General features: G+C 71.9%; 23 protein-coding genes and 1 pseudogene. 10 read left to right on the forward strand and 14 right to left on the reverse strand.

Annotation, left to right across the window (positions count from 1 at the left end; genetic code table 11):
- Positions 1 to 599 precede the first annotated feature (599 nt).
- Positions 600 to 1595, forward strand: a complete 996-nt coding sequence (gene trpS / locus ACIBK5_RS30515; protein WP_399024478.1) for a tryptophan--tRNA ligase — start codon at positions 600 to 602, stop codon at positions 1593 to 1595.
- A gap of 40 nt (positions 1596 to 1635) precedes the next feature.
- Here trpS and proC read toward each other — a convergent pair whose 3' ends face one another.
- The 6 genes and pseudogenes from proC to ACIBK5_RS30545 all read right to left on the reverse strand — a co-directional run bounded on the left by proC (position 1636) and on the right by ACIBK5_RS30545 (position 6123).
- The gene (gene proC, locus ACIBK5_RS30520; protein WP_399024480.1) at positions 1636 to 2448 is read right to left on the reverse strand and encodes a pyrroline-5-carboxylate reductase; all 813 of its coding nucleotides are present in this window, start codon (positions 2446 to 2448) and stop codon (positions 1636 to 1638) included.
- Positions 2449 to 2568: 120 nt separating this feature from the next.
- Positions 2569 to 3360: an ABC transporter permease gene (locus ACIBK5_RS30525; protein WP_399024482.1), complete on the reverse strand. Its 792-nt coding sequence runs from the start codon at positions 3358 to 3360 to the stop codon at positions 2569 to 2571.
- Positions 3360 to 4169: pseudogene (locus ACIBK5_RS30530) on the reverse strand (ABC transporter ATP-binding protein); the annotation flags it as partial. The gene ACIBK5_RS30525 and the pseudogene ACIBK5_RS30530, both read right to left, overlap by 1 nt.
- A 44-nt stretch (positions 4170 to 4213) precedes the next feature.
- A complete protein-coding gene (locus ACIBK5_RS30535; protein ID WP_399024484.1) occupies positions 4214 to 5074 on the reverse strand; it encodes a class I SAM-dependent methyltransferase in 861 nt (286 codons plus the stop codon).
- 60 nt (positions 5075 to 5134) lie between these two features.
- Positions 5135 to 5617 (reverse strand): EamA/RhaT family transporter, encoded by a 483-nt coding sequence (locus ACIBK5_RS30540; RefSeq protein WP_399024487.1) that lies wholly within the window; start codon positions 5615 to 5617, stop codon positions 5135 to 5137.
- A 194-nt stretch (positions 5618 to 5811) separates the two neighbouring features.
- Positions 5812 to 6123 (reverse strand): SH3 domain-containing protein, encoded by a 312-nt coding sequence (locus ACIBK5_RS30545; protein ID WP_399024489.1) that lies wholly within the window; start codon positions 6121 to 6123, stop codon positions 5812 to 5814.
- Between the two features lie 182 nt (positions 6124 to 6305).
- Here ACIBK5_RS30545 and ACIBK5_RS30550 point away from each other — a divergent pair, with 182 nt between their 5' ends.
- Positions 6306 to 8456: a PQQ-binding-like beta-propeller repeat protein gene (locus ACIBK5_RS30550; protein WP_399024491.1), complete on the forward strand. Its 2151-nt coding sequence runs from the start codon at positions 6306 to 6308 to the stop codon at positions 8454 to 8456.
- A 39-nt stretch (positions 8457 to 8495) separates the two neighbouring features.
- Here the strand turns inward: ACIBK5_RS30550 and ilvD are convergent, their stop codons facing one another.
- From ilvD to ACIBK5_RS30570, 4 genes are all read right to left on the reverse strand, one after another.
- Entirely contained in the window at positions 8496 to 10349 is a 1854-nt protein-coding gene (ilvD, locus tag ACIBK5_RS30555) for a dihydroxy-acid dehydratase (RefSeq protein ID WP_399024493.1), read from the reverse strand.
- Positions 10350 to 10515: 166 nt separating this feature from the next.
- The gene (locus tag ACIBK5_RS30560; protein ID WP_399024495.1) at positions 10516 to 11214 is read right to left on the reverse strand and encodes a TetR family transcriptional regulator; all 699 of its coding nucleotides are present in this window, start codon (positions 11212 to 11214) and stop codon (positions 10516 to 10518) included.
- The gene (locus ACIBK5_RS30565; protein ID WP_399024497.1) at positions 11211 to 12035 is read right to left on the reverse strand and encodes a sugar phosphate isomerase/epimerase family protein; all 825 of its coding nucleotides are present in this window, start codon (positions 12033 to 12035) and stop codon (positions 11211 to 11213) included. Before ACIBK5_RS30565 ends, ACIBK5_RS30560 begins: the two co-directional genes overlap by 4 nt.
- 119 nt (positions 12036 to 12154) lie before the next feature.
- Entirely contained in the window at positions 12155 to 13087 is a 933-nt protein-coding gene (locus ACIBK5_RS30570) for a Ppx/GppA family phosphatase (RefSeq protein ID WP_399024499.1), read from the reverse strand.
- 71 nt (positions 13088 to 13158) lie between these two features.
- On the opposite strand from ACIBK5_RS30570, the gene ACIBK5_RS30575 reads away from it, so the two are divergent.
- Complete coding sequence (locus tag ACIBK5_RS30575; RefSeq protein WP_399024502.1) at positions 13159 to 13959, forward strand: hypothetical protein; 801 nt, start codon at positions 13159 to 13161, stop codon at positions 13957 to 13959.
- Positions 13960 to 14034: 75 nt separating this feature from the next.
- Here the strand turns inward: ACIBK5_RS30575 and ACIBK5_RS30580 are convergent, their stop codons facing one another.
- The gene (locus tag ACIBK5_RS30580) at positions 14035 to 15747 is read right to left on the reverse strand and encodes a hypothetical protein (RefSeq protein ID WP_399024504.1); all 1713 of its coding nucleotides are present in this window, start codon (positions 15745 to 15747) and stop codon (positions 14035 to 14037) included.
- Between the two features lie 245 nt (positions 15748 to 15992).
- Between ACIBK5_RS30580 and radA the strand changes: the two genes are divergently transcribed.
- Positions 15993 to 17402 carry a DNA repair protein RadA gene (gene radA, locus ACIBK5_RS30585; RefSeq protein WP_399024506.1) on the forward strand — a complete coding sequence of 470 codons (1410 nt, stop codon included), beginning with the start codon at positions 15993 to 15995 and terminating at the stop codon, positions 17400 to 17402.
- Between the two features lie 80 nt (positions 17403 to 17482).
- Positions 17483 to 18607 (forward strand): DNA integrity scanning diadenylate cyclase DisA, encoded by a 1125-nt coding sequence (gene disA, locus ACIBK5_RS30590; RefSeq protein ID WP_399024508.1) that lies wholly within the window; start codon positions 17483 to 17485, stop codon positions 18605 to 18607.
- 117 nt (positions 18608 to 18724) lie between these two features.
- Here the strand turns inward: disA and ACIBK5_RS30595 are convergent, their stop codons facing one another.
- Positions 18725 to 19621 (reverse strand): hypothetical protein, encoded by an 897-nt coding sequence (locus tag ACIBK5_RS30595; RefSeq protein WP_399024510.1) that lies wholly within the window; start codon positions 19619 to 19621, stop codon positions 18725 to 18727.
- Positions 19622 to 19796: 175 nt separating this feature from the next.
- Between ACIBK5_RS30595 and ACIBK5_RS30600 the strand changes: the two genes are divergently transcribed.
- The gene (locus ACIBK5_RS30600) at positions 19797 to 20438 is read left to right on the forward strand and encodes a phosphatase PAP2 family protein (RefSeq protein ID WP_399024513.1); all 642 of its coding nucleotides are present in this window, start codon (positions 19797 to 19799) and stop codon (positions 20436 to 20438) included.
- A 12-nt stretch (positions 20439 to 20450) separates the two neighbouring features.
- Here ACIBK5_RS30600 and ACIBK5_RS30605 read toward each other — a convergent pair whose 3' ends face one another.
- Together ACIBK5_RS30605 and ACIBK5_RS30610 are read right to left on the reverse strand one after the other, a co-directional pair.
- Entirely contained in the window at positions 20451 to 21107 is a 657-nt protein-coding gene (locus tag ACIBK5_RS30605; protein ID WP_399024515.1) for a response regulator, read from the reverse strand.
- Positions 21104 to 22666, reverse strand: coding sequence for a sensor histidine kinase (locus ACIBK5_RS30610; RefSeq protein WP_399024517.1), 1563 nt, complete (start codon positions 22664 to 22666; stop codon positions 21104 to 21106). The genes ACIBK5_RS30605 and ACIBK5_RS30610 overlap by 4 nt, the downstream gene beginning before the upstream one ends.
- A 117-nt stretch (positions 22667 to 22783) precedes the next feature.
- On the opposite strand from ACIBK5_RS30610, the gene ACIBK5_RS30615 reads away from it, so the two are divergent.
- From ACIBK5_RS30615 to cseB, 4 genes are all read left to right on the forward strand, one after another.
- Positions 22784 to 23725 carry an A/G-specific adenine glycosylase gene (locus ACIBK5_RS30615; RefSeq protein WP_399024519.1) on the forward strand — a complete coding sequence of 314 codons (942 nt, stop codon included), beginning with the start codon at positions 22784 to 22786 and terminating at the stop codon, positions 23723 to 23725.
- 282 nt (positions 23726 to 24007) lie between these two features.
- Positions 24008 to 24547: a SigE family RNA polymerase sigma factor gene (locus ACIBK5_RS30620; RefSeq protein WP_030251439.1), complete on the forward strand. Its 540-nt coding sequence runs from the start codon at positions 24008 to 24010 to the stop codon at positions 24545 to 24547.
- Positions 24535 to 25191, forward strand: a complete 657-nt coding sequence (locus tag ACIBK5_RS30625; RefSeq protein ID WP_399024520.1) for a hypothetical protein — start codon at positions 24535 to 24537, stop codon at positions 25189 to 25191. The genes ACIBK5_RS30620 and ACIBK5_RS30625 overlap by 13 nt, the downstream gene beginning before the upstream one ends.
- 152 nt (positions 25192 to 25343) lie before the next feature.
- Positions 25344 to 26045: a two-component system response regulator CseB gene (gene cseB / locus ACIBK5_RS30630; protein WP_382490815.1), complete on the forward strand. Its 702-nt coding sequence runs from the start codon at positions 25344 to 25346 to the stop codon at positions 26043 to 26045.
- Positions 26046 to 26052 lie beyond the last annotated feature (7 nt).

Below are 26052 nucleotides of genomic sequence, written 5' to 3' on the forward strand. Positions count from 1 at the left end.
CTTGCGTTTCCGACTCTATCAGATCTTTCCGATCCGATTTCCTCGGTGCTTTCCAGGTTCCCGCTTCCGCGTTTCCCTTTCCGGCGGTTCCGACTCTATCAGATCCTTTCGGGCCTGATCCCCAGTCAGTGGGGGTTGTCTTTGCGGCTGTTGGGCCGTTCCGACGAGTGAGACTTTAGCGGATTCCCCGGCTCCCGAGCGAATCGGGGGCCTCGTCCTTTCGAACGGGGATTCCTCATTCCGTAAATACGCATACCAATGAAACGACGACAGGTGTACTGCGCGTCGAAGAGTGGTTGGTACTTCCGGAGTGGCTGCCCGGGGACCGACCGGAGTCGGCGCTCACGTCGGGCAACTCGGAGAACACTACGGATGGGGGTTGGGCGTGTCAACTCGAGGGCGGGCGGCACTCCGGAGGCGTAGCGTGGGGTGCATGACGACGCGTACGTGTAGCCAGCTCTGGTGGGCCGCCTGACGGCGGCCGCTCTCACGTATGCATTCAACGGCCGCCGCTTCGGCGGCCGTTGTTGTTTCTCCCTCCGGAACCACCGAGGGGCGGCCGCCCGGGGCGGCGGTCCCGGCCAGGAGGTGGAGGAGAGATGACACGGGTCTTCAGCGGGGTCAAGCCGACGGGGCATCTGACGCTGGGGAACTACCTGGGAGCCATGCGGCGGTGGGCTGCCGTCGACCAGCACGAGGCCGATGCCTTGTTCTGCGTCGTCGATCTGCATGCGCTGACCGTGGAGCATGATCCGGCGCGGGTGCGCCGGCTGAGTCGGCAGGCGGCGACGTTGCTGCTGGCGTCAGGGCTGGATCCGGATGTGTGCACGGTGTTCGTGCAGAGCCATGTGGACGAGCACGCTCGGCTGTCGTACGTGCTGGAGTGCGTCGCCACCGACGGTGAGATGCGGCGGATGATCCAGTACAAGGAGAAGGCCGCGCGGGAGCAGCGGCGGGGTGGGAGTGTGCGGCTGTCGCTGCTGACCTACCCGGTGCTGATGGCGGCGGACATCCTGGCCTACAGGGCCGGTGAGGTGCCGGTCGGGGACGATCAGCGGCAGCATGTGGAGCTGGCGCGGGATATCGCCGTGCGGTTCAACCAGCGGTACGGGCATACGTTCGTGGTGCCTCGGGCCACGCGTCCCGACGTCGCGGCTCGGGTGATGAATCTGCAGGATCCGATGTCGAAGATGGGCAAGAGTGACGACGTCGGGCCGGGGATCGTCTATCTGCTGGACGAGCCGGACGTGGTGCGGAAGAAGGTCATGCGGGCGGTGACCGACAGCGGCCGGGAGGTCGTGTACGACCCGGAGGCCCGGCCGGGGCTCGCCAATCTGCTGGAGATTCTCGCCGCGTGCGCGGGTGAGGAGCCGGAGAGGTTGAGCGGCGCGTACGTGTCGTACGGGGATCTGAAGAAGGACACCGCTGAGGCTGTGGTGGAAGTGCTTCGGCCGGTTCAGAAGCGCCACAAGGAGTTGTGCGCGGACCCCGGGTATGTGGAGCGCGTGCTGCGGGACGGGGCGGAGCGGGCGCGGGGGATGGCCCGGCCGACTGTGGATGCCGCTTATCGCGCGATCGGGTTGCTTCCGGCGTGATGTGCCGCGGGGGCGGGTGGTCGGCCCGCCCCCGGGTGCTTCAGCTGTTGTTGCCGGAGGCCAGGGCGCGGCTGCGGTCGCGAGCGGCTTCGAGGGCGGCGATGAGGGCGGCTCGTACGCCGTGGCTCTCGAGTTCGCGGATGGCGTTGATCGTCGTGCCGGCGGGGGACGTGACGTTCTCGCGGAGCTTGACCGGGTGCTCGCCGCTGTCGCGGAGCATCGTCGCGGCGCCGATGGCGGACTGGACGATCAGGTCGTGGGCCTTGTCGCGGGGCAGGCCGAGGAGGATGCCGGCGTCGGTCATGGCTTCGACCAGGTAGAAGAAGTAGGCCGGGCCGGAGCCGGAGAGGGCGGTGCAGGCGTCCTGCTGGGACTCGGGGACGCGGAGCGTCTTGCCGACGCCGCCGAAGATCTCCTCGGTGTGGGCGAGGTGGTCGGCGGTGGCGTGGGTGCCTGCGGAGATGACGGACATCGCCTCGTCGACCAGGGCGGGGGTGTTCGTCATGACGCGTACGACCGGAGTGCCGGCGGCGAGGCGCTCCTCGAAGAAGGCGGTGGGGATGCCGGCCGCGCCACTGATGACCAGGCGGTCGGCGGGGACGTGGGGGGCGAGTTCGTCGAGGAGCGTGCCCATGTCCTGCGGTTTGACCGTGAGGATCAGGGTGTCGGCGGTCTTCGCGGCTTCCGGGTTGGTGACCGGGGTGACGCCGTAGCGGGTGCGGAGTTCTTCGGCTCGTTCCGCGCGGCGGGCGGTGACCAGGAGATCGGCCGGGTTCCAGCCGGCGCGGATCATTCCGCTGAGCAGGGCTTCGCCGATCTTGCCGGTGCCGAGGACTGCGACTTTCTGGGTCATGGCGCGGGGTGCCTCCGGGGGTGCGTCGTCCGGTGTCCATCGTCGCATCGGGGAGGGCGGGGTGGCTCGGGTGTCCGGTGGGCGGGATGTCGGGTGGACCGGATGTCGGGTGGCCCCGGCTCACGCCGTCCTGCGTCGCAGGGTCGCGGCGCCCAGGGCCAGGACCAGGAGGGCGCAGCCCGCCACGATCAGGACGTCGCGTACGAAGGTGGCCGTCATGTCGGTGTGGTGGAGGACCTCGTTCATGCCGTCCACGGCGTAGGACATGGGGAGGGCGTCGGAGATGCCCTCGAGAACGGGGTGCATGGTGTCGCGCGGGGTGAACAGGCCACAGAGGAGGAGCTGGGGGAAGATCACCGCCGGCATGAACTGGACCGCCTGGAATTCCGAGGCCGCGAAGGCCGAGACGAAGAGGCCCAGGGCCGTGCCGAGGAGGGCGTCGAGGAGGGCCACCAGGAGCAGGAGCCAGGGGCTGCCGGTGACGTCGAGGCCGAGGAACCAGACCGCGAGGCCCGTGGCCAGGGCGGACTGGATGATCGCGAGGGTGCCGAAGGCGAGGGCGTAGCCGGCGATCAGGTCGCCCTTGCCGAGGGGCATGGCGAGGAGGCGTTCGAGGGTGCCCGAGGTGCGTTCGCGCAGGGTGGCGATGGAGGTCACCAGGAACATCGTGATCAGCGGGAAGATCCCGAGGAGGGACGCGCCGATGCTGTCGAAGGTGCGGGGGTTGCCGTCGAAGACGTAGCGGAGCAGGAACAGCATCACGCAGGGGATGAGGATCAGGAGCGCGATGGTGCGCGGGTCGTGGGTGAGCTGGCGCAGGACTCGGGTGGTGGTGGCGGTGGTGCGGGCCGCGCTCAAGGCTTTCGGTGACGTGTTCGGTGAGGTGGGGGTCGGGGTGGACGTGGTCGTCATCGCGTCGTCTCCTTCGGGCGGGGTGCCGCCTTCGCCTCGTCCACCAGGTGCAGGAAGGCCTCCTCGACCGTCTCGGCGCCGGTGGCGGTGCGCAGGGCGTCGGGGGTGTCGTCGGCCAGGAGCTCGCCCTCGCGCATGAGGAGGAGGCGGTGGCAGCGCTCGGCCTCGTCCATGGCGTGGGAGGAGACGAGGAGGGTCGCGCCGCGGCTGGCCGCGATGTCGTGGAAGAGGCTCCACAGGTCGCGGCGCAGGACCGGGTCGAGGCCGACGGTCGGTTCGTCGAGGACCAGGAGTTCGGGGGTGCCGAGGAGGGCGACGGCCAGGGAGACGCGGTTGCGCTGGCCGCCGGAGAGGTTGCCGGCCAGGGCGTCGGCGTGGGTGGTGAGGTCGACGTCGGCTAGGACGCGATCGACATCGTCGCGGCGGTCGGCTGCGGCGCGGCCGGGGTCGAGGATCGCGGCGAAGTAGTCGAGGTTCTGGCGGACGGTGAGATCGTCGTAGACGGACGGGGCCTGGGTGACGTAGCCGATGCGGGTGCGCAGGGTGGGGTGGCCGGCGGGGTGGCCGAGGACGTCGAGGGTGCCGGTGACGTTGGCCTGGGTGCCGACGATGGAGCGCATCAGGGTCGACTTGCCGCAGCCGGAGGGGCCGAGCAGGCCGGTGATCTGGCCGCGGGGGACGGTGAAGGCGAGGGCTCGCAGGACTGTGCGGGGGCCGCGGGTGACGGTGAGGTTCTCGGCGTGTACGGCCGTGGGGTCCGGGGTCGTGTTCACGCCGGAGCATGGTGGGCCGGGAGCATTATTCATCATGTGATGAATAATGCTCCCGGCTGCGGGGTGCGTCAAGCAGGGGGTCAGGCCGGGGTCTTGGCGAGCAGCAGGACCACCTCGTAGACCTCCTCGACGGAGCCGTCCGGGAAGGCCCTGAGCAGGTGCTCGCGTTCCGCGGCGAGGAAGGACGCGGTGTGTTCCTCGTCGTGGACCAGGAAGACCGAGTGGCTGGCGAGGTTGGCGAGGTGGGTGTCGACCGGGACGCGGCGGCTCCAGCGCACCGTGCGGCGGGTGAAGTCGAGGCGGCCGGTGGGATCGGCGGCCCGGGCGTTGACGTTCCGCTTCTCGGCGGAGATGTCGATGCCGAAGTGGCGCCCTGTGCGGGCGGCTGCCTCGGCGATCCAGGGGACGTCCAGGGCGTCGGTGTTCCACCAGAGGGCGAGTGCGCCGCCGGGGCGCAGGACGCGGAGGGCCTCCGGGACGGCTCGGGCGGGGTCGGTCCAGTGCCAGGCCTGGGCGTAGGTGACGAAGTCGAGGGAGGCGGTGGCCAGGGGGAGGTCGTCGCCGGTGCCGCGGATGATCGGGATGGCGGGGAGGGTGCGGCGGAATTGCGCTGCCATGCCGTCGCCGGGTTCCACCGCGACGACGTCCGCGCCTCGGGCGTTCAGGAGGGCGGTGGCTATGCCGGTGCCTGCGCCGATGTCTGCGACGCGGGAGCCGGGGAGGGGGTGGCCGGCCAGGTCTTCTATCGCGTCGAGGAGGGCTGGGGGGTAGGAGGGGCGGTTGGCCGCGTACTGGGCTGCGGCGGTGTTGAAGGAGTGGGCCCGGGCAGTGCGGGTGGTGCGGGTGGGGTGGGGTTCTGTGGTGAGCGGTTCCGTGGTGAGGGGTTCTGTGGTGGTGTCGGCTCCGGGGGTGGGGTGGTGGGCGGAGGGAGGTGTGGTCATAGGGCCATCGTGGCCGGGGGTGGGGTGGGGCGCGGTGAGATTTCGGTGAGAGGGGGCGGGTTATCGGCGCTTCTTCGACGGGTTGCCCGAGCGGCGGGTGGTGCTCTTCTCGTGTCGCTTGCGGGCTGCCTCGTACTCCCCGCGGTGGAGCTTCTCGCCGGGGGCCTCGGTGAGGGAACGGAAGAAGTACGCGAGGAGGGAGCCGACGAAGCCGATGGCCAGGAGGCCGCGGAGGGATGCCTGGCGGTCGGGGTCGGGGCGGCGGGTGAAGCCGTCCCAGGTGTGGCGGAAGGCCATCGCGCTGCAGATCGCGAACATCACGATCATGAGGAGCGAGACGAAGCCGCCGATCGCGGCGATCTGGAGGCCCTGGTAGGCGAGGCGGAGGACCAGGCAGGCCGCTGCCGCGGTGACCAGTGAGCCGATGGCTACGGCGATGCGGCGGGGGGTGTAGCCGTTGTCGTGGTTCAGCCAGGTCGTGCCGAAGAAGCGGATGGGGTCGGGGGTCGGGCCGGGGGGTGGGGTGCCGTTTTCTGCGCTCACAGGGCGATTATCGCGCTTGGCTGTGGGGTGCCTGCGGCGGCCTGCGGGGCTTTGGTGGGGGTGCGCGTAGCGCACTCTCGCCGGGGGTGGGGCGGGGCCGTACGCGGGTGCGGGTGCGTCGCGGGTCGCGGTGTCCGCCCCGGCCGCGGGCGGCCCGCAGTGGGGGCGGGCCGCACGCGGGCGGGTGGTGCGGGTCAGGAGCAGCGGGGGCGGATGTAGCCGTCGCTGCCGGTGTTCACGTAGGCGTCCGAGATGTACTGGCCGCTCGCGATGTTGTCCCAGATGGTGGTCGTGCCGTACGGGCCCGTGACGCGGGTGCCGGGTGTCTGGCAGTGGATGGCTACCCGGGCGCCTGCCGACAGGGTCCTGACGACCGGGTAGCCGGTGCCGGGGCCGCTGCGGACGTTGAGGCTGACGCCGGGTGCGATCGAGTAGTACGTGGCCGCGGCGGCCAGTGTGGTGACCACCGGCTTGGCGGTGCTGGGTCTGACCTGTTCTACAGACATGAAAAACCTCCCCCGTTGAACCCCATGGCAGCCATGGGGTCCCGTTGATTCCCCTGAATCACGCCACCAAACACTTGTGCGTGATTCGCCAGCGGAGGCTAGCAAGCCGCCTCTGTCTCGTACGAGTCATCGACTAGGCTCCGTGCGTCGCGCGCGCGGACGATCAGCACGGGGGTGGTTCCATGGCGGCGCAGGGAAACGCCGGAGCGGGCCCGGAAGCGGAACTTCCTGAACATGCCGGTCACTACCGGCTCGAGGAGCGTCTGGGCTCGGGCGGCATGGGTGTCGTCCATCTGGCCCGGAGTACCTCCGGGATGAAGGTGGCCGTGAAGGTCGTGCACGCGCAGTTCGCCGAGGACCCCGAGTTCAGGGGGCGTTTCCGGCAGGAGGTGGCTGCCGCTCGGCGGGTCAGCGGGGCGTTTACCGCGCCCGTTGTCGATGCCGATCCCGAGGCCGGGCGGCCTTGGATGGCCACGCTGTTCATTCCTGGGCCGACGCTGGCCCAGGAAGTGAAGCGGAACGGGCCCCTGGCTGCGGCCCAGTTGCGGCGGCTGATGGCCGGGCTCGCTGAGGCGCTGCGCGACATCCATCGGGTCGGGGTCGTGCACCGGGACCTGAAGCCGAGCAATGTCCTGCTCGCCGAGGATGGGCCGAAGGTCATCGACTTCGGCATTTCCCGGCCAAAGGACAGCGAGTTGCGGACCGAGACCGGGAAGCTGATCGGTACGCCGCCGTTCATGGCGCCCGAGCAGTTCCGGCGGCCCAGGGAAGTGGGGCCCGCCGCCGATGTCTTCGCGCTCGGCTCTGTGATGGTGCACGCGGCTACCGGGCGGGGGCCGTTCGACTCCGACAGTCCCTACGTCGTCGCCTACCAGGTCGTGCACGACGAGCCTGAGTTGGCCGGCGTACCGGAACAGCTGGCGCCGCTCGTGCTGCGGTGTCTCGCCAAGGAGCCCGAGGACCGGCCCTCGCCCGACGAGTTGATGCGGGAACTGCGGTCGGTGGCGGCGTCGTACGACACGCAGGTGTTCATACCGGCGCAGCGCGGGGACGAGACGCCGGGTGCGGGTGAGACGCCGGGTGCGGGTGCGGGTGAGGCAGCGGGTGCGGGTGCGGCGGTGGTCGTCGCGGGGCCGCGTCGGGCCAGGCTGCGTCTTGGCAGGCGGGCCGCTCTGGGGGCCGGGGCACTTGGGCTGGCCGTCGTCGGCGCGCTCGCGGCGGTGCCCTTGCTCGGGGGCGGTTCCGCTCCGGCGCCCGCGGTCAGCGCGCCGCGGACCACGGCTGCCGCCTTCACCGCGTGGACGGCTGCGCCGTTGTCCAGGACGGGCACTCCTCTGTGTTCCTACGCGGCCGGGAAGTTGCTCTGCGCGCAGAGCGGGCTGGTCTTCGCTCTCGATCCGGCCGACGGGCGTCTGCTGTGGAAGTACCCGCTGGAGGGGATCGCAGCCGAGGGGCCGCCGAGTGGGGCTCCGGTCGTGTCGGGTGGCCTGGTGCTGGGCGGGCTCGGTCACGGGGAGCGGCTGACCGCGCTGGATCCGGACTCGGGGGATGTGGTTCGGCGGCAGGCCATGTCCATGTCCGGCGGGGTGCAGGCCGTGGGCGGGATGGTGCTGCTCACCGCGGCCGACGGCACGGTCACGGGTGTGGACAGTGCCTCCGGGGACGTGAAGTGGAGTCAGCGGATTCCGGGGCAGGACGTGCCGTACTTCGTGTCGTTCCCGGGTGATCCGCTGGCGTACGCGGCGACCCTGTCCCGTGACGGGTCGGGTACGACGGTCACCGCGGTGGACCCGGGCACGGGCGCGGTGCGGTGGGACGCGCGGCTGGAAGGGGCCCTGGAGCCGATCGGGACGGTGGGCGGGCGGGTCGTGTTCGTCTCCGAGGATGCCGTGCGCGGGGAAGCGCGGGCCGTGGTCCGGTACAGCCCGGAGGGGCGTACGACCGAGCGTGTGCCGTTGCGTATCCCGTTGCAGGGGGTTCAGGGCAGTGTGCGCGGGGACGTCGTCCATCTGATGGCGGAGGGCGGGGGGCTGGTCGCCGTCGATCTGAAGGCGCGCAAGCAGCTGTGGAGTCTGCAGACCGGTGTCGCGCGAGGGTCCGTGCCGGTCGCCGATGATCGGTACGTGTACGTCACCACGCCGGACGGGCGGCTGCTCGCCGTCGACGGGCGGCGCGGGAAGCTCGTCGGGCAGACGTCTCCCCGGCTGGCGGATCAGTCGGACCGGGTGCCGGCCACGCTGCCCCAGCCCGTGGTCGTGGACGACCATGTCTACGTCGGCGCTCCGGACGGCACCGTCTTCGGTGTGGACGGGCGTGATCCGGCCGGGTGGTAGGGGCCGCCGCCTTGCCCTTGCGGGGCGGCCCCGGGGTGGTCAGCCGAGCTTCGACACGTCCCGGACGGCGCCCTTGTCCGCGCTGGTCGCCATCGCGGCGTAGGCGCGCAGGGCGGCGGAGACCTTGCGGTCGCGGTTCTTCGGGGCGTAGACGCCGTTGAGTGCCTTCTCGCGGCGGGTCAGTTCGGCGTCGTCGACGAGGAGTTCGATGGTGCGGTTCGGGATGTCGATGCGGATACGGTCGCCGTCCTCGACGAGGGCGATGGTGCCGCCGCCCGCCGCCTCGGGCGAGGCGTGCCCGATGGAGAGGCCGGACGTGCCGCCGGAGAAACGGCCGTCGGTGATCAGGGCGCAGGCCTTGCCGAGGCCGCGGCCCTTCAGGTACGAGGTCGGGTAGAGCATCTCCTGCATGCCGGGGCCGCCCTTGGGGCCCTCGTAGCGGATCACGACGACGTCGCCCTCCGTGATCTGTTTCAGCAGGATCTTCTCGACGGCCTCCTCCTGCGACTCGCAGACGACCGCCGGGCCCTCGAAGGTCCAGATCGACTCGTCGACGCCGGCCGTCTTCACCACGCAGCCGTCGACCGCGAGGTTGCCCTTGAGGACCGCGAGGCCGCCGTCCTTGGAGTACGCGTGCTCGACGGAGCGGATGCAGCCGCCCTCGGCGTCCTCGTCGAGGGCCTCCCAGCGCTCGGACTGGGAGAAGGCCTCGGCGGAGCGGACGCAGCCGGGGGCCGCGTGCCACAGTTCGAGGGCCTTGGGGGACGGGGAGCCGCCGCGCACGTCCCAGGTCTTGAGCCAGTCGGCCAGGGTCGGGCTGTGGACCGAGTGCACGTCCTCGTTGAGCAGGCCGCCGCGGTGCAGTTCGCCGAGGAGGGCGGGGATGCCGCCCGCGCGGTGCACGTCCTCCATGTAGTACGTGCGGTTCTTCGCGACGTTCGGGGCGACCTTGGCGAGGCAGGGGACGCGGCGGGAGACCTCGTTGATCTCCTCCAGACCGAAGGGGACGCCCGCCTCCTGGGCCGCGGCCAGCAGGTGCAGGATCGTGTTGGTCGAGCCGCCCATGGCGATGTCGAGGGCCATGGCGTTCTCGAAGGCCGCGAAGGTGGCGACGCTGCGCGGCAGGACGGTGTCGTCGTCCTGCTCGTAGTAGCGGCGGGTGATGTCCATGACCGTGTTCGCCGCGTCGACGTAGAGCTGCTTGCGCGCGGTGTGCGTGGCCAGGACCGAGCCGTTGCCGGGGAGGGAGAGGCCGATGGCCTCGGTGAGGCAGTTCATCGAGTTGGCGGTGAACATGCCGGAGCAGCTGCCACAGGTCGGGCAGGCGTTCTCCTCGATGCGGAGGATGTCCTCGTCCGAGATCTTGTCGTTCACGGCGTCGGAGATCGCGTCGACCAGGTCGAGCGTGCGGACCGTGCCGTCGACCAGCGTGGCGCGGCCGGACTCCATCGGGCCGCCGGAGACGAACACCGTGGGGATGTCGAGGCGCAGGGCCGCGTTCAGCATGCCCGGGGTGATCTTGTCGCAGTTAGAGATGCAGATCAGCGCGTCGGCGCAGTGAGCCTCGACCATGTACTCGACCGAGTCCGCGATGAGGTCGCGGGAGGGGAGGCTGTACAGCATGCCGCCGTGGCCCATGGCGATGCCGTCGTCCACCGCGATGGTGTTGAACTCGCGCGGGATGCCGCCGGCCTCGACGATCGCCTCGCTGACGATCCGGCCGACCGGCTGGAGGTGGGTGTGGCCCGGCACGAACTCGGTGAAGCTGTTGGCGACCGCGATGATCGGCTTGCGGCCGATGTCCGCACCCGGTACACCGGAAGCCCGCATAAGGGCGCGGGCGCCCGCCATGTTGCGGCCGTGGGTGACTGTGCGGGACCTCAGCTCGGGCATCGTCGCTCGCTCCTTCGGATACGGCTGTCAGAGGTATCGGAGAATTCTGACTGCTATCGAGCGTACGCCGGTCATCCAGAGGGCGGGACGGAGTGTCCGGAATGCGGGATGCGATGTCTCGCCGGCAGCGGTCGTGGATGGCTCCCGGCAGGGGGGCGTGGATCGCTCAGGGGCCGGTGAGGTGTCCCTGTACGACCGGGGACAGCCGCGCGATGATCTGCTCCGGGTCCGCCGAGGCCAGCGGTTCGACCTTGATGACGTAGCGCAGCATGGCCGTGCCCACGAGCTGGGCGGCGGCGAGCTCGGCGCGCAGTTCGGCGTCCGGCAGGTCCAGGCGGTCCGCGATGCGGCGCAGCACCTGGGTGGCGACGATCCGGCGGAAGACGGCCGCCGCGGTCTCGTTGGTGACGGCGGAGCGGACGATGGCGAGCAGGGGCGCGCGGGTCGCCGGGGTCTCCCAGATACCGAAGAAGAAGCGGACCAGGCGCTCCCCCACGCCGTCGAGCGGGCCCTCCTCGATGGCTTTCGGTGCCTCGATGGCGGGGGCGAAGGACTGGGTGATCGACGCCTCGAAGACCTGCTCCTTCGTCCCGAAGTAGTGGTGCACGAGTGCCGGGTCGACGCCGGCCGCCTTGGCGATGCCGCGCACGGACGTCTTCTCGTAGCCGCGCTCGGAGAACTCCTCCCGGGCGGAGGTCAGGATGCGGTCCCGGGTGTCGGCCGACTCCGCGCGCGGGGGGCGGCCCCGGCGGCGGGCGGTGGTGCCTTTTCCTGTGTCTTTCCCTGTGTCTTTTTCTGTGCCTTTTTCTGTGCCTTCTTCTGTGCCGTTTTCGGCCGGGGGCCCGCCCGGGGGCCGGTCGTTCATCGTCGCGGCACCTTCACCGCCGAGGCCAGGTGCAGGCGCGTGAAGGCCAGCGCCTCCGCCAGGTCGGCCTCCCGCTCCGCGCTCGACATGGCACGGCGGGTGTTGACCTCGATGACGACGTGCCCGTCGAAGCCGGTCAGGGCGAGCCTCTCCAGCACCTCGGCGCAGGGCTGGGTGCCGCGGCCGGGCACCAGGTGCTCGTCCTTGGCCGATCCCCTGCCGTCGGCGAGGTGGACGTGGCCGAGGCGGTCTCCCATGCGGTCGACCATGTCCAGGGCGTCGGAGCGTGCCGTCGCGGTGTGGCTGAGGTCGATCGTGAAGTGCCGGTAGTCGTCCTTCGTCACGTCCCAGTCGGGGGCGTACGCGAGCATCTCGCGGTCGCGGTAGCGCCAGGGGTACATGTTCTCGACGGCGAAGCGCACGTCCGTCTCGTTCGCCATGCGCCAGATGCCCGCGACGAAGTCCCTGGCGTACTGGCGCTGCCAGCGGAAGGGCGGGTGCACGACGACGGCGCTCGCGCCGAGCTTCTCGGCCGCCGCACGGGCCCGCTGGAGCTTGGTCCAGGGATCCGTGGACCAGACGCGCTGCGTGATGAGCAGGCAGGGCGCGTGCACGGCCAGGACGGGGATCTGGTGGTAGTCGCTGAGTCTGCGCAGGGCCTCGATGTCCTGGCTCACGGGGTCCGTCCAGACCATGACCTCGACCCCGTCGTAGCCGAGGCGTGCGGCGATCTCGAAGGCCGTGGCCGTCGACTCCGGGTAGACCGAGGCCGTCGACAGGGCGACCTTCGCGTCCGGGATCTTTACGGCTGGCTCTGCCATGCAGGACAGATTACGGGGTGTGGTCGGGGCGGGGCGGGGGGCCTCTTCGCCGTTGTGGTGTTCGCCACGGCGGGGGTGCATGTTTCTTCGCAGCTCTCTTACGCGGACTCCATGCCTTGCTACGCGGACTCCATGTGGTCCAGGCGCCGGAGGATCACGCCCTCGCGCAGCGCCCAGGGGCAGATCTCCACGCGCTCGACGCCGAACAGGTCCATCGCGCCCTCGGCGACCAGGGCGCCGGCCAGGAGCTGGTTCGCCCTGCCCTCCGAGACGCCCGGCAGCTCGGCCCGTTCCGCCTCCGTCATGCCGGCCAGCCTCGGGACCCAGGCCTCCAGGGACTCCCGCTTGAGCTCGCGCTGGACGTAGGGGCCCTCGGCGGAGCGGGCGGCGCCGGCGATGCGGGCCAGCTGCTTGAAGGTCTTGGACGTGGCCACGACGTGGTCGGGGGAACCGATTCGGCTGAACTCGCCGACCGTGCGGGCGATCTCGGTGCGCACATGGCGGCGCAGGGCGCGGACGTCGTCCGGGGAGGGCGGGTCGCCGGGCAGCCAGCCGGAGGTGAGGCGGCCCGCGCCCAGCGGCAGCGAGACGGCCGCGTCGGGCTCCTCGTCGATGCCGTAGGCGACCTCGAGGGAGCCGCCGCCGATGTCCAGGACCAGCAGTTTCCCGGCCGACCAGCCGAACCAGCGGCGGGCGGCGAGGAAGGTGAGACGGGCCTCCTCCGCGCCGGTCAGGACCTGGAGCTCGACGCCGGTCTCAGCCCGCACGCGCGCGAGGACGTCGTCGGCGTTGCGGGCCTCGCGTACGGCGGAGGTGGCGAACGGCAGCAGATCCTCGACGCCCTTGTCCTCGGCGGCCTGGAGCGCCTCCTGGACGACCGAGACCAGCCGGTCGACGCCGTGCGGGCCGATCGCGCCGTCGTCGTCGAGGAGCTGGGCGAGGCGCAGTTCCGCCTTGTGCGAGTGCGCGGGCAACGGGCACGCGCCGGGATGCGCGTCCACCACGAGCAGATGCACCGTGTTCGATCCCACGTCGAGGACACCGAGTCTCATGTACGGAACGCTACTGCCAGCCGGACCGTCCGCCGTCCTCGGTGTGGGCACAAGGCCCGTACCCTGGAGCTGTGCCAAAGACGAAAAAGGCGAAGCGCGACAAATCATCGGGCCCCGCGGTGTCCGACGAGAAAGGCCTCGACTTCGCCCGCGCGTGGGTGGAGTTTCCTGATCCGGCGGACGACGAGCAGGTCTTCCGCTGCGATCTGACATGGCTGACCTCTCGCTGGAACTGCATCTTCGGCAGCGGCTGCCAGGGCATCCAGGCCGGCCGCGCGGACGACGGGTGCTGCACGTTGGGTGCCCACTTCTCCGACGAGGACGACGAGAAGCGGGTCGCCGAGCATGTGGCGCGGCTCACGCCGGACATCTGGCAGAACCACGCCGAGGGCACGAGCAGCGGCTGGATCTCCGAGGACGAGGACGGCGACCGGCAGACGCGGCCCTTCCAGGGGTCGTGCATCTTCCAGAACCGGCCGGGCTTCCCGGGCGGCGCGGGCTGCTCGCTGCACATCCTCGCCCTGAAGGAGGGCCGCGAGCCGCTGGAGACCAAGCCGGACGTGTGCTGGCAGCTTCCGGTGCGGCGGACGTACGAGTGGATCGACCGGCCCGACGACACTCGGGTGCTGCAGGTGTCGATCGGTGAGTACGACCGCCGCGGCTGGGGCCCGGGCGGCCATGACCTGCACTGGTGGTGCACGTCGGCGACCTCGGCGCACGGTGCGGGCGATCCGGTGTACGTGTCCTACCGGCCGGAGCTGATCGAGCTGATGGGCAAGGCGGGCTACGACCGGCTGGTCGAGCTGTGCGAGGAGCGGCTGGCCTCGCAGCTGCCGTTGCTGGCGCCGCATCCGGCTGATCCGGTCGACTGACCTGCGTTGATGTCGGCCGGCTGACGTGCGTTGGTGTCGGCCGGCTGACCTGTATTGATGTCGGCTGACCTGCGCCTATGACGTGGACGGTCCAGGGTCGTCGCCCTCCGAGGGCGGGGGTGCCGGGTCCGTCGGGTCGGTCGGGCCCGGGTCGGTGGGCGTGGGGTCCGGGTCGGGCTCCGCTGACGGGGGCGGAGTCGTCGGCGTCGGGTCGGGGTCCGGTGCCGACGTCGTGGGCGTCGGGTCGGGGTGGGCCGGCGGCGGGTCGCTGGGGTGGGGATCCGGGCCGGGGCCGGGATCGGTGGGGGTGGGCGCGGTGCCGAAGCCCTCGATGTGGACGACGGCGCCGACGGGTGCGACCGCCACCTGCGCGTGCCAGGGGCCGGAGGGCTCCCGCAGGTGGTCGACGTACACCTTGATCGTCAACGACTCGCCGGGCCGGAGCGTTCCCGAGGTCTGGCTGAGGTAGAGCCAGTCGGCTCCCGTGGAGGCGGACCAGCGGACCGGGGACGGGCCCGTGGCGGTGAGGGTGATCAGGGTGGTGTCGCCCGTGTTGTCCGCCGTGACCTCCAGAGCGCTCGCCCGGCCGGCGACGGCGACGCCGATGACCTCCACGGACACGTCGGCCTTTCCGTTCTTGCCGAAGCGGGGGCCGGGTCTGGTGCTCGCGTTGCCGGTGTTCTCATAGCCGCCGCCCGCCATCTCGCCGTCCAGGCGGAGCGGGTCGTCCACCTCGAGCGCGGAGGCGGAACGGCCGTCCTGGGCCTCACCCACGGGGGTGCCCCGGTAGGCGGCCCACAGGGCGAGCACAGGGGCGGCCACGACGGTGGCGACGACGGTCGTGGTGACGGCACGCGCGCGGAGACGTTCCCTGCGGGCGGCGCGGTCCTTGGGGTCCATCGGGTAGCCGCGCCGGTCGAAGCGGGGTGCGGCGCCACGCGCGCGTGGATGGTGGGCCATGGCGACGTGCAGGTCCGCGAGGGGCGCGGGCAGGACGGGCAGCGCGGCGGGCGTGACGCTGGTGCCGGGCCAGCGGCCGGGGATGGCGCGCTCGGCGGTGCGGCGGCAGCGCGGGCAGTCGTCGACGTGCCGGACGAGTTCGCGGCGCAGGGCCGTGCCGAGCACGAGCCGGTCGTCGCCGACGAGGTGGGCGACGCTCGGACACGCCCCGGTCTCGACCACGGCGAGGGCCGCGCGCGTGCGTTCGACCTCACAGGCGGCGGAGGCGAGCAGGTCGCGGGTGGTGGCGAGATCCATGCCGAGGACGGCGGCGACCTCGTGGGCGGCGAGGTGGTGGCGCACGGCCAGTTCGAGCGCCTCGCGCTGCTCCGGGGTGGTGCCTGCGGCCTCCGGCCAGGCCAGCAGGGCCAGTTCGCCGCGACGCCGTTCCTGGACCTCCTCGGAGAGGGCCGGGGCGGCCGGGGGTTCGGCGCGCCCCGTGCGGCCCGCCGCGTGGCTGCTCGTACGTTTCTGCTTGGCCTCGGCCAGCCCCCGCAGGCATGCCCAGCGGGCCAGCGCGTACAGCCAGGCCCTGCGGTCCGCGGGCGCCTCCGGGACGTGCCGGCCGCGGCGTTCGGCGAGTGCGAGGACGTCGCCCAGGGCGGCGGTCGCGGCGTCGTGGTCGCACAGCACGGACAGGCAGTAGGTGAACAGGCCGTCCAGGTAGGGCTCGTAGCGCGCGGGCGGCCGCTGCACCAGCGTGCGCGCCGCGCCGTGGTCACGCGCTTCCCGGTGCGCCCGGTGGGCGCCGGCCGAGCGGGTCGAGATCTCCGGCGTACTGCTCGTCATTCGGCGACCGTAGGGGGCCGGGAGTGTTACCTTCCGGCGGCTTGAGCACATTTAATCCGTACGGGTGAAACGATCCCTCAATAGGGGACAGGAACCAGTTGTTCCGCCGCTGGCGCGGGGTGGCGGGGCCCTGGCGCGCGGATGGCCGGGCCATCCGGGCGTGCGGGTGGCCGGGCCATCCGGTCGCACCGACGCCGCGCACTCCGGTCACCGCGGTGTCAGTGCCTGCGGCTACGGTTTCGTCCATGGCTGCCCGTACGAAGACCACCAAGGACCGTCCGTCCTACCGCTGCACGGAGTGCGGGTGGCAGACGGCGAAGTGGCTCGGCCGCTGCCCCGAGTGCCAGGCCTGGGGGACGGTCGAGGAGTACGGCGCGCCCGCGGTCCGTACGACGACACCGGGCAGGGTCACCACCTCCGCCCTGCCCATCGGCCAGGTGGACGTCCGCCGGGCGACGGCCCGCTCCACCGGCGTGCCCGAGCTGGACCGCGTGCTCGGCGGCGGCCTGGTCCCCGGCGCGGTGGTGCTGGTCGCGGGCGAGCCGGGGGTCGGCAAGTCGACGCTCCTGCTCGATGTGGCGGCCAAGTCGGCGAGCGACGAGCACCGCACGCTGTACGTGACGGGCGAGGAGTCGGCGAGCCAGGTCCGGCTGCGCGCCGACCGCATCAACGCCATCGACGACCATCTGTACCTGGCCGCCGAGACGGATCTGTCGGCGGTGCTGGGCCACTTGGACGCGGTGAAGCCGTCGCTGCTGATCCTGGACTCGGTGCAGACGGTGGCCTCCCCGGAGATCGACGGCGCGCCCGGCGGCATGGCCCAGGTGCGGGAGGTCGCGGGCGCCCTGATCCGGGCGTCGAAGGAACGCGGCATGTCCACGCTGCTGGTGGGCCATGTCACCAAGGACGGCGCCATCGCCGGCCCGCGTCTGCTGGAGCACCTCGTGGACGTCGTCCTGCACTTCGAGGGCGACCGGCACGCCCGCCTCCGCCTCGTCCGGGGCGTCAAGAACCGCTACGGCACCACCGACGAGGTCGGCTGCTTCGAACTGCACGACGAGGGCATCACGGGCCTCGCGGACCCGAGCGGACTTTTCCTGACACGTCGGGCGGAACCGGTCCCGGGCACCTGTCTGACCGTCACCCTTGAGGGCCGCCGCCCGCTGGTCGCCGAGGTCCAGGCCCTCACGGTCGACTCGCAGATCCCCTCCCCGCGCCGCACTACCTCGGGCCTGGAGACCTCCCGCGTCTCGATGATGCTGGCGGTGCTGGAACAGCGCGGCCGGATCAGCGCCTTGGGCAAGCGGGACATCTACTCCGCGACGGTCGGCGGCGTGAAGCTCTCGGAGCCCGCGGCGGATCTGGCCGTCGCCCTCGCCCTGGCGAGCGCGGCGAGTGACACACCTCTCCCCAAGAACCTGGTCGCGATCGGGGAAGTCGGTCTCGCCGGCGAGGTGAGGCGGGTCACGGGCGTGCAGCGCAGGCTGGCGGAAGCCCACCGTCTGGGCTTCACACACGCCCTGGTACCGGGCGACCCGGGCAAGATCCCCGCGGGTATGAAGGTTCTGGAAGTCTCGGACATAGGGGACGCGCTGCGGGTCCTTCCCCGCTCCCGTCGCAGAGAGGCCCCACAGGACGAGGAGGGTCGCCGGTAGACTTTGCCCAGGTCTCGCCCGTCCGTGCGAACCGAGTGTGCGACACGGGGCGCCCCAGAACCTGCGACCGGAGGAGTGCAGTGGCAGCCAACGACCGGGCAGCAGCTCCCGGAAAATCCGGTGGGAGTGCCGGTACCGATGGCCTGATGCGCGCTTCACTGAGCGCCGTGGCACCCGGAACCGCCCTGCGTGACGGCCTGGAGCGGGTGCTCCGGGGCAACACCGGCGGTCTCATCGTGCTGGGCTCCGACAAGACCGTCGAGGCGCTGTGCAGCGGCGGTTTCGTGCTGGACGTCGAGTTCACCGCGACCCGGCTGCGCGAGCTGTGCAAGCTGGACGGCGGCATCGTGCTGTCCTCGGACCTGTCGAAGATCCTGCGCGCGGGCGTGCAGCTGGTCCCGGACCCGACGATCCCCACGGAGGAGACCGGCACCCGGCACCGCACCGCGGACCGTGTCAGCAGGCAGGTCGGCTTCCCGGTGGTCTCGGTCTCCCAGTCGATGCGGCTGATCGCCCTGTACGTCGACGGCCAGCGCCGTGTCCTGGAGGACTCGGCGGCGATCCTGTCCCGCGCCAACCAGGCCCTCGCCACCCTGGAGCGCTACAAGCTCCGCCTCGACGAGGTCGCGGGCACGCTGTCGGCGCTGGAGATCGAGGACCTGGTGACCGTCCGGGACGTCTCGGCGGTCGCCCAGCGCCTGGAGATGGTGCGCCGCATCGCCACGGAGATCGCCGAGTACGTGGTGGAGCTGGGCACCGACGGACGTCTGCTGGCCCTCCAGCTCGACGAGCTGATCGCCGGCGTGGAGCCCGAACGCGAACTGGTCGTCCGGGACTACGTGCCCGAGCCGACCGCCAAGCGGTCCCGCACGGTGGACGAGGCGCTGGCCGAGCTCGACGCCCTCACCCACTCCGAGCTGCTCGAACTGCCCATCGTGGCGCGGGCCCTGGGTTACACGGGCTCGCCCGAGACGCTGGACTCGGCGGTGTCCCCCCGCGGCTTCCGCCTCCTCGCCAAGGTGCCCCGGCTCCCCGGCGCGATCATCGACCGCCTCGTGGAGCACTTCGGCGGCCTGCAGAAGCTGCTCGCCGCGAGCGTCGACGACCTCCAGACGGTGGACGGTGTGGGCGAGGCCCGGGCGCGCAGCGTGCGGGAGGGCCTGTCGCGGCTGGCGGAGTCCTCGATCCTGGAGCGGTACGTCTAACCTTCAGCGCACGCTGACGCGTGAGGGGGGTGTTCCCGGTCGGGAACACCCCCCTCACCCATGAAGGCGTGGCCGCCGGCTGAACGACAAGCGGCTGGTCGTTCTTCAGCACGGCGGCTAATCGTTTTTCAGCACGAACGACGTCTGCACCTTCGCGTAGCCCGGAGCCTTGGCCTCCACCAGGTAGGTGCCCGCCCCGGCCGAGCCGGAGGGAGGTGTGGCGCACTCGGGGGCGCTGGGCTTGCGGTCCCACTTCAGGGCGTAGGTGATGCCGCTGCCCGCGGGAACGCGGTACAGCCGGCTGCCGGCGACCCTGGGGCAGTCCTTGGAAGACCAGTAGTCGTCGTCGGCGCTGGCCTCGGTGATCGTGAACACCGCGTTCTTCGGCCCGAGATCGATCTTGCAGTCGTGGCCGGAGACGTTCCGCGCGGTCAGCAGGAATGTGGGCGTCTGCTGGGGGTCGTAGCTGTTGTGCTGGCTGCGCAGGCTGAACTTGACCATGCTCGCGGTGCAGTTGGGCAGCATGGAACCGGCCGGCAGCGTGTCGCCCGCGCCGACGCCGCCCACCGTGGTACCGCCGTCATAGCCACCGGCACCGCCGGAGCCGCCCGAACCGCCCGAACCGCTCGATCCCTCGGACCCGCCCGAGCCGACGCCGCCGGAGCCCGTGCCGGAACCGCCCTCTGCTCCGCCGCCCGAGCTGTCACCGGAACCGCCGCCGGACCCTGCCCCGGACCCGGACGACGAGCCGCCGGAGCCTTCGTCGCCCGACTCGTCGCGCCCGCCGGGCGCTTGGCTGATCGCCGGACCCGAACTCGACGGGCCGGGAGTGATGGAGGGCGCGGGATTCTTGCCGTTGGCGCCGTTGTCGCCGTCCTTGCCGCCTTCGCCGCCCATGGTCACGAGCCAGGTGGTCAGCAGCGCCAACAGGGCAGCCACGGACACCAGTACGACCCTCCGACGCCAGTAGATGGAGGAGGGAAGCGGCCCGACCGGATTGCGCAGAGATCCCACGGCGCAAACCTTACGAGAGATCGGAGCGTTAGCCGGTCCCACCCGCCGCTCAGGCCCACAACTTTTCCGGATCATCATGCCGGAAGCAGCCGCCCCGCCCCTGTCTTTCGTCAGGTACGGTCCCCGACGATCGCTGGGTGTGACGGGATCGGCCCGTCACCTACCGTCCGTGACCATGGACTTCGAGGACACCGCGCTCTACCGCGACATCACGGATCTCGCCGACGACTCCCCTGTGTGGATACAGCACGGGGCCGGGTTATGGACGGAGGCCGGACTGCTGTTCTTCGTCGCGCTGTTCGCCACCGCCTGGTGGCGTGCCCGCCACGACACCCTCCACGCGTTCGCGATCGCGGCCCTTGCACCTCTGGCCACGGCTGTGGCGTATGTGTGCAGTGAGGTGCTCAAGTCGGGTGTCACGCAGGAGCGTCCGTGCCGGGCGGTCGCCGGTGCGGCGGCGTCCCTGGCCGAGTGTCCGCCGCACGGGGACTGGTCGTTCCCGTCCAACCACGCCACGATCGCGGGCGCCGCGGCCGTCGCCCTGGGCCTGGTCCGGCGCGCACTCCTGTGGCTGACGGCCCCGCTCGCCCTGCTGATGGCCTTCTCCCGGGTCTTTGTCGGCGTGCACTATCCGCACGACGTGGTCGCGGGGCTGGGTCTCGGCACGCTCGTCGCCCTCGTCGCCGTACGGCTGGGCACGGGCCCGATGACGCGGCTGGCCGGGGCGATGCGCGGTTCGCCGGCACCGGCCGCGCGGTGGGTCACCGGGCCGGGTCCGGCGCCCGTACCGTCGTACGGGACACACGCGCGGCCCTGAGCCGGCGGGGCGTCACGGTTCCACCAGTCCCGCCTCGTACGCCACGATCGCCGCCTGCACGCGGTTGCGCACGCCCAGCCGGTCCAGGACCGCGCTGACGTACGCCTTCACCGTGCCCTCGACGAGATGCAGCCGGGCGGCGATCTCCGGGTTGGACAGGCCGGCGCCGACCAGGCCGAGCACCTCGCGTTCGCGGGGGCTCAAGGCGGACACACGGGCGCGTGCCTGTGCCTCGCGGGTGAGCCGGCCGCCGCCGAGACCCTCGTCGATGACGTACCGGGCCACCTTCGGCGACAGGAACGCGGCGCCCGCGGCCACCGCCCGTACGCCGGCGATCAGTTCGTACGGGTCTCCGGACTTCAGCAGGAACCCGGTGGCGCCGCCGCCGAGGGCGCGGGTGACATAGGCGCCCTCGGAGAAGGTGGTGAGCATCGCGACGGCCGTGCCGGGCACGGTCCGGACGATCTCCTCCGCCGCCGTGAGACCGTCCAGCCGCGGCATACGGATGTCGAGCAGGGCCACGTCCGGGCGGTGGGCGCGGGCCAGCTCGACCGCCTCGCGGCCGTCGCCCGCCTCGGCGACGACCTCCGTCTCCCCACCACTGCCCAGGATGGCGCGCACCCCGGCCCGCACCATCGCCTCGTCGTCGGCCAGCAGCACGCGGATCACTGTAAGAACTCCTCGTATTCTTCCCGGCCTTCGCCGGACCGGCCGGCGCGCGGGACGACGTCCTTGGCGACGAGCCGCCCGGCGTCGAAACACAGTCTGAAGTGGTCGACGGAGACGAACAGCTCACCGCTCGCCCGGTAGTAACGGCAGTCGGCACCCTCCGGTGCCGGTGTCGCCGCCCGCTCGGCGGGCGGGTCGTTCACGTCCCGGTCGGGCAGGACGCGCTCGACGTCGGCGGCCGGGGCGCCCAGTCGCAGTTTCGCGTAGGCGGTGGGTGCGAGCACCGAGTGCTTCTCCACGTACGCGTACCAGCCGAAGGCGGCACCGACGAGGACGACGCCCACGCCGGCCGCGGTGCCGAGGCCGGCGGCCACGCGGCGTCGGGCGTGGGTGAACGGGGCGGGGGCGGGGCGGGTGGGCCTGGTCGCGGTCTGCTGTGCGGGGACGTACGCCCTGACGCGGAAGCCCTCCCCCTGCGGGCCCGCCTCGAACTCCCCGCCGACGGCGGTCACAGCGGTCCGCAGCCCGAGCAGGCCCGTGCCGCCTCCGGAGGGCCGGGAACTGTGCTGGGTGGACGGGCCGTTGGTGACGGTGACGGACGTCCCCTCGGCCCGCCCGGTCACCGCCACGGCCACGGAGGCGCCGGGGGCGTGCCGTGTCGCGTTGGTCAGTGCCTCGCGGGTCACGCGGTACAGCAGGCGTTCGGTGAGGCCGCCGGGCGCCGGGGACGTGTGTTCCCAGCAGACCTGGAGGCCGGACTCGGCGGTGCGGGCGACGAGTTGCTCCAGGGTCTCGCCCGCGGGGGTCAGCGGCACCGGCTCGTCGTCCTCGCGCAGGACGCCGATGATGCGGTGCAGCCGGTCCGTGGCGTCCGCGGCCGCCCCGCGCAGTTCGGCCGCCGCCGCCCGGTGTTCGCCGGCGAGGCCCGGGGCGACCTGGAGTGCGCCCGCGCGCAGGGCGATGAGGCTCAGCTCGTGGCCGAGGGAGTCGTGCATGTCCTGGGCGATCCGCGAGCGTTCGCGCAGCCGGGCGCGTTCCTCGGTGAGGCGCTGCTCGTCCTCCAGCCGGGCCGCCCGCAGCCAGCCCTCCGCGGCCAGCTCGCGGCTCTGCCGCCAGTAGCGCCCGCCGAGCCAGGGGAAGACGCAGCCGAAGAGCAGTGTGCCCGTCATGACCAGCCACTCGGGGGCCGGGTCGACCCCGGCGAGCACGATCCGCGCGGTGCCCGCGCCACCGACGGCGGCGAAGCACAGCACCGCGGGGCGGGCCCGGGCCGCTCGCAGCCCGAGGAGCAGCGCGGACACGCCGAGGGCCGGGCCGTAGGAGACGGTGAACAGGGCCGGGGAGGCGACCAGGCTCAGGGCGGCCGCCAGTGCGAAAGCGGCGAGCGGCAGCCGTCGCGACAGGCCGGCGGCCGCGGCCAGCACCGCCACACCGGCGGCCTCCTGCCAGGCCGTGCGCGGCTCGTTCAGCCCGATCCGGTCCGCCGTGAGCGCGGGCAGGGCGAGGGCGGCCCAGAGGAGTGCGCCACGGGCGAGCCGCGCCGAACGAGGACGTTCCATTCGGCCGACGCTATCGGCGGACGGCGGGGCGGCACTGCTGCCGATCGTCAGGTACCTCTCCCTGTCGGGTGGCGGTGTGCCCGATTCGCGGCTCCCGCGTGGCAGGATCGAATGGCCATGACTGCTCCCACGAACACCCCGCGCACCAGCCCCGGCCCCTCCGACACCGCGTCCGGCCCGCCGCCGGGCGGGGACCTGCACTTCCCGGTCATCGACTGGTTCGACGACAACGCCCGCGACCTGCCGTGGCGGCGCCCCGAGGCCGGGGCGTGGGGCGTGATGGTCAGTGAGTTCATGCTCCAGCAGACGCCGGTGAGCCGCGTCCTGCCCGTCTACGAGCAGTGGCTGGCCCGCTGGCCCCGCCCCGCCGACCTGGCCAAGGAGGCGCCCGGCGAGGCCGTCCGCGCCTGGGGCCGGCTCGGCTACCCGCGCCGCGCGCTGCGGCTGCACGGCGCCGCCGTCGCCATAACGGAACGGCACGGCGGTGACGTACCGGCCGACCACGCCCAGCTGCTGGCGCTGCCCGGCATCGGCGAGTACACGGCCGCCGCGGTCGCCTCCTTCGCCTACGGGCAGCGGCACCCGGTGCTGGACACCAATGTGCGCCGGGTCTTCGCCCGCGCGGTCACCGGCGTGCGGTACCCGCCCAACGCCACCACCGCCGCCGAGCGCAAACTGGCCCGCGCGCTCCTCCCCGAGGATGAGGCGACCGCCGCCCGCTGGGCCGCCGCCTCCATGGAACTGGGCGCTCTCGTGTGCACGGCGAAGAGCGAGTCGTGCCACCGCTGCCCGATCGCCGCGCAGTGCGCGTGGCGGCTGGCGGGCAAGCCGGAGCACGACGGGCCGCCGCGCCGCGGCCAGACCTACGCGGGCACCGACCGGCAGGTGCGCGGGCGGCTGCTGGCCGTGCTGCGGGAGGCCCACGCCCCGGTTCCGCAGGCGGCGCTCGACCGTGTGTGGCACGAGCCGGTGCAGCGGGCCCGCGCCCTGGACGGCCTGGTCGCCGACGGCTTGGTGGAGCCGCTGGCGGGCGGGATGTACCGGCTGCCGCTGACCTGACGTACAGGCAGGTCACAGCCACGGGTCTTTCGTGACGGCGACCCGAGGTGGACAAATCACCCCATAGCCTCCTCAACACCCCCATCGCTGTACCCCGTTCCGGCTTCCGTTACACAACCGACGGACAGCCGAGTGCTAGCCGAAGGCTGCTTCGGACAGCGCCGTGACAACGCCTCCGTACCTTCAGTTGCGTTCCCGGAAGACACGGGACGACCAAGGAACACAGGCAGTGCACGGGCGGCGGGGAGCCGGCCCGAACGGGGAAACGGGAGGCGGTTCACCATGGCGCAGGGCGAGGTGCTCGAGTTCGAGGAGTACGTCCGCACCCGGCAGGACGCACTGCTGCGCAGTGCTCGCCGCCTGGTCCCGGACCCGACGGACGCACAGGACCTGCTGCAGACGGCGCTGGTACGGACCTACGGCCGCTGGGAGACCATCGAGGACAAGCGGCTGGCGGACGCCTACCTGCGCCGGGTCATGATCAACACGCGGACCGAGTGGTGGCGGGCCCGCAAGCTGGAGGAGGTCCCCACCGAGCAGCTCCCGGACGCCTCGGTCGACGACGCCACCGAGCAGCACGCGGACCGCGCCCTGCTGATGGACATCCTGAAGGTGCTCGCCCCGAAGCAGCGCAGTGTCGTGGTGCTGCGACACTGGGAGCAGATGTCCACGGAGGAGACGGCCGCCGCCCTCGGTATGTCGGCCGGAACGGTCAAGAGCACGCTGCACCGGGCGCTCGCCCGGCTCCGCGAGGAGCTGGAGAGCCGCGATCTGGACGCACGCGCGCTGGAGCGTGAGGAGCGGGAGCGGTGCGCGGCCTGACCGGCGAGGGGTCCCCACGGACCCGGGGCAGCATCCAGGCGGTGAGCACGGCATCGGTCGTGGTCACCGCCCTCGCCCTTTTCGTGTCCGGGTGCGGCACCGGCGGCACCGGCGCCCGTGACGAGGGCCCGGCGCACGCCGACGCGGTGGCGGGCGCCACCGCGGCCACCCCCTCGGCCTCCCCCTCCAAGACGCCCGACACCGTGAACGCGGTCCGGCTCGTCAAGGACGACCCCGAGGTCTCCCCCGAGGTGAAGCGCGAGCTGAAGCCGTGCGTGGCCGACGAGTATCCCGTCGACGTGTCCTACGGCAAGCTGACCGGCGGGACGGCCGACGATGTCGTCGTCAATGTGCTGACCTGCGGTGACGCGGTGGGCGTGGGCAGCTATGTGTATCGCGAGCGGGACGGCTCGTACGAGAATGTGTTCAAGGCCGAGGAACCCCCGGTCTACGCGGAGATCGACCGCGGCGACCTGGTGGTGACCAAGCAGGTGTACGACAAGGGCGACCCGGTGTCGAGCCCCTCCGGGGAGAACGTGATCACGTACAGATGGGCTTCCGGCCGGTTCAGCGAGAAGTACCGCACGCACAACGACTACGGCAAGGTCGTCGGCGACAGCCCGTCGCCGGTGCCCGCGAGCTGACGCGGGCGCGGTGTGCGTGAACCGATCGGGCCGCTCGGAACGATCTCTGGGTGAACGCGATGCACGGACCGTGCGTCCCCTGAGAGGACGGACCGTGCGTCCTGTGAGAAGTACGCACCCCCACGACCCACACGAGGACTGAGAGCACCGGGATGGCAGACCAGACCCACGTTCTGTTCGTCGAGGACGACGACGTCATCCGCGAGGCCACACAGCTCGCCCTGGAACGGGACGGCTTCGTGGTCACCGCGATGCCCGACGGCCTGTCGGGCCTGGAGGCGTTCCGGACGGACCGCCCCGACATCGCGCTGCTGGACGTCATGGTTCCCGGTCTCGACGGGGTCAGCCTGTGCCGCCGCATCCGGGACGAGTCGACCGTGCCGGTCATCATGCTGTCGGCGCGGGCCGACTCCATCGATGTGGTGCTCGGCCTGGAGGCGGGCGCCGACGACTATGTGACCAAGCCGTTCGACGGGGCCGTGCTGGTCGCCCGGATCCGCGCGGTGCTGCGCCGCTTCGGGCACGCGGGCGGCGGCAGGGCCGAGGAGCCGGACGCCCCGGCGAGCGGCGGGATGCTGGCCTTCGGGGACCTGGAGGTCGACACCGAGGGCATGGAGGTCCGCCGGGCCGGGCAGCCGGTGGCGCTGACACCGACCGAGATGCGGCTGCTGCTGGAGTTCTCCTCGGCGCCGGGCACGGTGCTCTCCCGCGACAAGCTGCTGGAGCGGGTGTGGGACTACGGCTGGGGCGGGGACACCCGGGTCGTCGACGTGCATGTGCAGCGGCTGCGACAGAAGATCGGCCAGGACCGTATCGAGACGGTCCGTGGTTTCGGCTACAAGTTGAAGGCCTGAGCAGGGG

Origin of the sequence: Streptomyces sp. NPDC050546, from assembly GCF_044457425.1 — a bacterium.
Taxonomy (GTDB): Bacteria; Actinomycetota; Actinomycetes; order Streptomycetales; family Streptomycetaceae; genus Streptomyces.